Origin of the sequence: Nocardioides jensenii JCM 1364 = NBRC 14755, from assembly GCF_001552535.1 — a bacterium.
GTDB classification, from domain to species: Bacteria; Actinomycetota; Actinomycetes; order Propionibacteriales; family Nocardioidaceae; genus Nocardioides; species Nocardioides jensenii.
Window position 1 is genome coordinate 1 of the sequence record NZ_BCRJ01000121.1, and the last position, 5,496, is coordinate 5,496.

General features: G+C 68.9%; 6 protein-coding genes and 1 tRNA gene. 5 read left to right on the forward strand and 2 right to left on the reverse strand.

Going from position 1 to position 5,496, the window contains the following annotated elements:
• Positions 1 to 78: 78 nt before the first annotated feature.
• From NJ4_RS22430 to NJ4_RS22450, 5 genes are all read left to right on the forward strand, one after another.
• Positions 79 to 471, forward strand: coding sequence for a YbaB/EbfC family nucleoid-associated protein (locus NJ4_RS22430; protein ID WP_067440799.1), 393 nt, complete (start codon positions 79 to 81; stop codon positions 469 to 471).
• A 1-nt stretch (position 472) separates the two neighbouring features.
• On the forward strand, positions 473 to 1,072 hold the full coding sequence (gene recR, locus NJ4_RS22435; protein WP_067440802.1) for a recombination mediator RecR: 600 nt from the start codon (positions 473 to 475) through the stop codon (positions 1,070 to 1,072).
• Complete coding sequence (locus tag NJ4_RS22440) at positions 1,065 to 1,661, forward strand: DUF5063 domain-containing protein (RefSeq protein WP_067440805.1); 597 nt, start codon at positions 1,065 to 1,067, stop codon at positions 1,659 to 1,661. The genes recR and NJ4_RS22440 overlap by 8 nt, the downstream gene beginning before the upstream one ends.
• A 66-nt stretch (positions 1,662 to 1,727) precedes the next feature.
• Positions 1,728 to 2,999, forward strand: a complete 1,272-nt coding sequence (locus NJ4_RS22445) for an aspartate kinase (RefSeq protein ID WP_067440808.1) — start codon at positions 1,728 to 1,730, stop codon at positions 2,997 to 2,999.
• Complete coding sequence (locus tag NJ4_RS22450; RefSeq protein ID WP_082749054.1) at positions 2,996 to 4,054, forward strand: aspartate-semialdehyde dehydrogenase; 1,059 nt, start codon at positions 2,996 to 2,998, stop codon at positions 4,052 to 4,054. The genes NJ4_RS22445 and NJ4_RS22450 overlap by 4 nt, the downstream gene beginning before the upstream one ends.
• Positions 4,055 to 4,087: 33 nt before the next feature.
• On the opposite strand, the gene NJ4_RS22455 is transcribed toward NJ4_RS22450, so the two are convergent.
• Together NJ4_RS22455 and NJ4_RS22460 are read right to left on the reverse strand one after the other, a co-directional pair.
• Positions 4,088 to 5,194, reverse strand: a complete 1,107-nt coding sequence (locus tag NJ4_RS22455; RefSeq protein WP_157551297.1) for a hypothetical protein — start codon at positions 5,192 to 5,194, stop codon at positions 4,088 to 4,090.
• A gap of 121 nt (positions 5,195 to 5,315) precedes the next feature.
• A tRNA-Pro gene (locus tag NJ4_RS22460) sits at positions 5,316 to 5,389 on the reverse strand.
• Positions 5,390 to 5,496 lie beyond the last annotated feature (107 nt).

Below are 5,496 nucleotides of genomic sequence, written 5' to 3' on the forward strand. Positions count from 1 at the left end.
CCGCCGAGCTCCTCCAGAGGGAGCTCGGCGCGAAGATCATCCAAGAGATCAAGAACGACTGAGGCGAGAGGCACCACGATGACCGAGAACCCGTTCGGCGCAGAGCAGTTCGGCCAGGGTGGCTTCGACATGAACGCGCTGCTCCAGCAGGCCCAGCAGATGCAGGAGCAGCTGATGAGCGCGCAGGCTCGCCTGGCCGAGACCGAGATCGAGGGCACCGTCGCCGGAGGCGCAATCACCGTGAAGCTCAGCGGCACCGGCGACCTGCTCGGGGTCGACATCACCGCCGGCAACTTCGCTGGCGACGACACCGACGACCTGACCGACCTGGGCGACCTGATCGTCGCCGCCTGGCGCGACGCGAAGGCCAAGGTCGATGCCACCGCCGCCGAGACCCTGGGCCCGCTGGCCGGTGGCGGCATGGGCGGCGCCGGTGGCGGCGGGGACTCCCTGCCCGGCCTGGGATTCTGACTTGTACGAAGGAATCGTCCAGGACCTGATCGACGAGCTCGGTCAGCTCCCCGGTGTGGGCCCGAAGAGCGCCCAGCGCATCGCGTTCCACCTGCTGCAGGCCGATCCTGCCGACGTACGACGCCTCGCCGAGGTGCTGATCAAGGTCAAGGACAAGGTGAAGTTCTGCTCGGTGTGCTTCAACGTCTCCGAGGACGACCAGTGCCGCATCTGCCGCGACCCGCGACGTGACCCGAGCGTGCTGTGCGTGGTCGAGGAGTACAAGGACGTCGTGGCCATCGAGCGCACCCGTGAGTTCCGCGGCCGCTACCACGTGCTGGGCGGCGCGATCTCGCCGATCGACGGCATCGGACCCGAGCAGTTGCGCATCCGCGAGCTCATGGTGCGACTGGCCGACGGCACCGTCACCGAGGTCATCCTGGCCACCGACCCGAACCTCGAGGGCGAGGCCACTGCGACGTTCCTCACGCGCAATCTGAAGCCCATGGGGTTGCGCGTGACGCGTTTGGCGAGTGGACTGCCTGTGGGCGGAGACCTCGAGTACGCCGACGAGGTGACACTCGGACGAGCCTTCGCCGGGAGGAGATCAGCCGATGACTGACCAGATTGTGGACCCCCAGCTCGAAGAGTTCGCCCAGCAGGTCTCCGACCAGGTGGAGAGCTTCCTGGTGGCGCTGCAGGCCATCACCCGCGAAGCAGACGGTGGCCGGGCCATCTCGTTGCTGCTCCTCGAGGTGTCCCAGGTGCTGCTGGCCGGTGCCCGGCTCGGGGTCCAGGAGGACTTCACCCCGGCCGAGGAGTTCCAGCCCGATGCGGGCCCCGACCCCGACCTCGACGAGATGCGGCTGCGACTGGCCCGCATGCTCGATGGCGTCGACATGTATGCCGAGGTGTTCGACACCTACGGAGAGCCCGAGATCGTCACCTCGATGCTCTCCGACGACCTCACCAGTGTCGCCTCCTCACTCGCGCACGGGCTGCGTCACTACAAGGCCGGTCGGGTCGACGAGGCCCTGTGGTGGTGGCAGTTCTCCTACGTCTCGACGTGGGGAAGCGAGGCGTCCGGCGTGCTGCGTGCCCTGCAGTCGATCGTGACCCACGACCGCCTCGACACCGACTTCGAGATCGAGCAGGAGCAGGTCGCTGCTGCCGATGAGATGCTGGAGGGTGTGGAGCTCGAGCCCCGGTAGAATCCCGGGTGCGTGGCCGTGCAGCGTCGCCGGTCCGATGTTCCGTCACACCGTGAGGAAGATTCCGTGGGCATTGTCGTGCAGAAGTACGGCGGCTCCTCCGTGGCTGACGCGTCCGGCATCAAGCGGGTCGCCCAGCGCATTGTCGCCACCCGCAAGGCCGGCAACGATGTGGTCGTCGTGGTCTCGGCCATGGGCGACAGCACTGACGAGTTGCGTGACCTGGCCGAGCAGGTGACCCCGCTCCCGCCGCCGCGCGAGCTCGACATGCTGCTCACCGCCGGCGAGCGCATCTCGATGGCCCTGGTTGCCATGGCGATCGCGCAGCTGGGCCACAAGGCGCAGTCGTTCACCGGCTCGCAGGCCGGCGTCATCACCGACTCCGTGCACGGCAAGGCGAAGATCATCGACATCACGCCGGGCCGCATCGAGAACGCCATCAAGGACGGTGCGATCGCAATCGTGGCCGGCTTCCAGGGCGTCTCCCAGGACACCAAGGACATCACCACGCTCGGGCGCGGAGCCTCCGACACCACGGCCGTCGCGCTGGCCGCGGCCCTCGGGGCCGACGTCTGCGAGATCTACAGCGACGTCGACGGTGTCTTCACCGCCGACCCCCGGATCGTCCCGGCGGCCCGCAAGCTCGACAAGGTCTCCACCGAGGAGATGCTCGAGATGGCCGCGTCCGGCGCCAAGATCCTTCACCTGCGGTGTGTCGAGTACGCCCGCCGCTACAAAATGCCCATCCACGTGCGCTCGTCCTTCTCCCAGAAGGAAGGCACGTGGGTCATCCCCGACTCCGATTCGGAGACCTCCATGGAACACGCGATCATCTCGGGCGTCGCCCACGACCGCAGCCAGGCCAAGATCACCGTGGTCGACGTCCCCGACAAGGTCGGTGAGGCCGCGCGCATCTTCGGGGCGCTCGCCGAGTCCGGTGCCAACCTCGACATGGTCGTGCAGAACGTCTCCGCCGCCGCGACGGTGCGCACCGACATCTCCGTGACCCTGCCCCGTGAGGACGGCCAGGCCGCGATGACCGCGCTGGCCCGCATCCAGGACGAGGTCGGCTACTCCGAGCTGCTGTACGACGACCAGATCGGCAAGGTCTCCCTGATCGGTGCCGGCATGCGCTCCCAGCCGGGCATCAGCGCCAAGTTCTTCGCGGCCTTGGCCTCGGCCGGGGTGAACATCGAGATGATCTCCACCTCCGAGATCCGCCTCTCGGTGATCGTGGACGACGCCGACATCGACACCGCCGTACAAGCCGTCCACACCGCCTTCGACCTCGACTCCGACGAGGTCGAGGCCGTGGTCTACGGAGGGACCGGACGATGAGCTCCTCAGCTGGCAACCAGCCCCGCCCGGTGCGTCTCGGCATCGTCGGCGCCACCGGCCAGGTCGGCGACGCGATGCGGCGCATCCTGGCCGAGCGCGACTTCCCGCTCGAGTCGATCCGCTTCCTGGCCTCCGCGCGTTCCGCGGGCACCACGTTGCCGTGGGGCGACGGCGAGATCACCGTCGAGGACGCCTCCACCGCCGACATCTCCGACCTCGACATCGCGATCTTCTCCGCCGGCGGCTCGACGTCGAAGGCGCTGGCTCCGAAGTACGCCGAGGCCGGCGTCATCGTGGTCGACAACTCGTCGGCCTGGCGGATGGACCCCGACGTGCCGCTCGTGGTCTCCGAGGTGAACCCGGAGGCGATCGGCGAGGCCCGCAAGGGCATCATCGCCAACCCGAACTGCACCACGATGGCCGCGATGCCGGTGCTGAAGCCGTTGCACGAGGAGGCCGGGCTCCAGCGGCTCATCGTCTCGACCTACCAGGCCGTCTCCGGCTCCGGTCTCGCCGGGGTCGAGGAGCTGGCCGGCCAGGTCGAGGCCGCCGGGGACGCCCGGAGCCTGGCCACTGACGGTTCGTCGGTGGAGTTCCCCGAGCCGGTGAAGTACGCCCGCACCATCGCCTACAACGTGGTCGCGCTGGCCGGCTCGATCGTCGACGACGGGCTGAACGAGACCGACGAGGAGCAGAAGCTCCGCAACGAGTCCCGCAAGATCCTTGGGCTCCCCGACCTCCGGGTCTCCGGTCTGTGCGTGCGGGTGCCGGTCTTCTCCGGCCACTCACTGGCCATCAACGCCGAGTTCGAGCGCCCGCTGCCGGTCAAGCGTGCCGAGGAGATCCTCGCCGACGCTCCCGGCGTCGAGCTCTCCGAGATCCCGAACCCGCTGCAGGCGGCCGGTCAGGACCCGTCGTACGTCGGGCGCCTGCGCAACGACCCCGGCGTCGACGACGAGCGTGGCCTGGCCCTGTTCGTCAGCAACGACAACCTGCGCAAGGGAGCCGCGCTCAACGCCGTGCAGATCGCCGAGCTGATCGCCGCCACTCTCTGACCCCGCGAGCCACCCCTCGTGTGAGTGGGGCGGTTAGTCCGGCGTGCCGTGGTCCTCGATGAACAGCGAGGTCAGCCACTGGGAGACCACGAACGTCACGATCGCGACCACGGGGACGACCACGATCATCCACGGCGAGAAGATCACCCGGATCAGGAACAGCAACGCGATCACGGCAACCAGTCCGACGCCCAGGAAGCTGGTGCTGCCGGGGTCGGCAACCTTCCACGCCCCGAGCAGTGCGCTGCCCAGCACGACCAGCAGGATCATGATCGCGATCAGCAGGAAGAAGCCCGGCGTACCGCAGGTGCTGGTGCCCTTGACGGCCTCGCAGCCCTGGACCGCCAGGTAGGTCATCACCACGGCGAGTACGCCGACCGTGAGGCCGGTGATGGCTGCGGCGACACGTCCCGGAAGTGCGGGCAGTGCGAAGGCGGGCAGGGAGAACGAGCGCCCGCGACGAGGGCTCTCCTCGTCGGCGTCCTGGCCCTCGGGCTCCTGGCCGTCCTCGTCCTCGTTCGTGGCGCCGTCGATGTCAGCGGCAGCAGCGGCTCCAGCGGCCGGTACGTCGTCCGTCCCCGGGCCCTCGACCTCATCGGCGAAGAGCGGACGGTCGTCCGTGTCGTCCTGAACCTCGGCCACCTCGGCCACCGGGCTGGGGGCGACCGGCTCTTCGCGCGCGGGAAGGTCCTCGATGACGGCCGTCTGCTCGATCTCGTTGCGGTGACCCGGCTCCGGTGTGTCCGGAGGCTGCGCCACGTCTGCGGATTCGGTGACCGGTTCGGTGGCGGGTTCGGCCTCGACCGTCTCGGCAGCGGGTGCGGAGACGTCGTCGATGACGGCGGTGTCCTCGCGGTCCGGCGTACCGGTCTGGGTCTCGACGGTCTCGGCCAGGGCGGGTTCGGCGTCGACGACAGCCACCGACTCGGCCTCGGCGGCCGGCTCTGCCGCGGTCCCGGTCTCCGACGGCTCGGGCTGCTCGCCCGGTGACCGCCCGCGGATCACGGCGTCGAGCTCCGCCTGGGTCGGTGTCAGGGAGTCGTCCTGCTCCGGCTCCTGCTTGCCCTTCTTGCGTCGGAAGAGACTCCCGAGCGAGGGCATTTCCAGCGAGGGGCCGTCCCCCAGATCCTTGTCAGCCATGGAGCGCAGTCTGCCAGAAGGGGCCGGGCATCCAGGAGGCATCCGGGGGGTGGGCGCACACTCGTGCACTGACGCTGAAATGCGTGATGGCCGGACCATGGAGGTCCGGCCATCTACAGGGTCGGGCTGACAGGATTTGAACCTGCGGCCTCTTCGTCCCGAACGAAGCGCGCTACCAAGCTGCGCCACAGCCCGATCGCGGAACGTGCCCGCGAACGGACGCGAGCATACCCGAGGGCAACCGGCCCCCTGAAATCGGTCCAGCCGGGGCGGATCTGCAGCACGAGCTCACGACGAGTCGG

Excerpts from the sequence above, each read along its gene's own strand:
- NJ4_RS22430 (WP_067440799.1), top strand. The coding sequence starts at position 79 with ATGACCGAGAACCCGTTCGGCGCAGAGCAGTTCGGCCAGGGTGGCTTC.
- NJ4_RS22440 (WP_067440805.1), top strand. The coding sequence starts at position 1,065 with ATGACTGACCAGATTGTGGACCCCCAGCTCGAAGAGTTCGCCCAGCAG.
- NJ4_RS22450 (WP_082749054.1), top strand. The coding sequence starts at position 2,996 with ATGAGCTCCTCAGCTGGCAACCAGCCCCGCCCGGTGCGTCTCGGCATC.
- NJ4_RS22455 (WP_157551297.1), bottom strand. The coding sequence starts at position 5,194 with ATGGCTGACAAGGATCTGGGGGACGGCCCCTCGCTGGAAATGCCCTCG.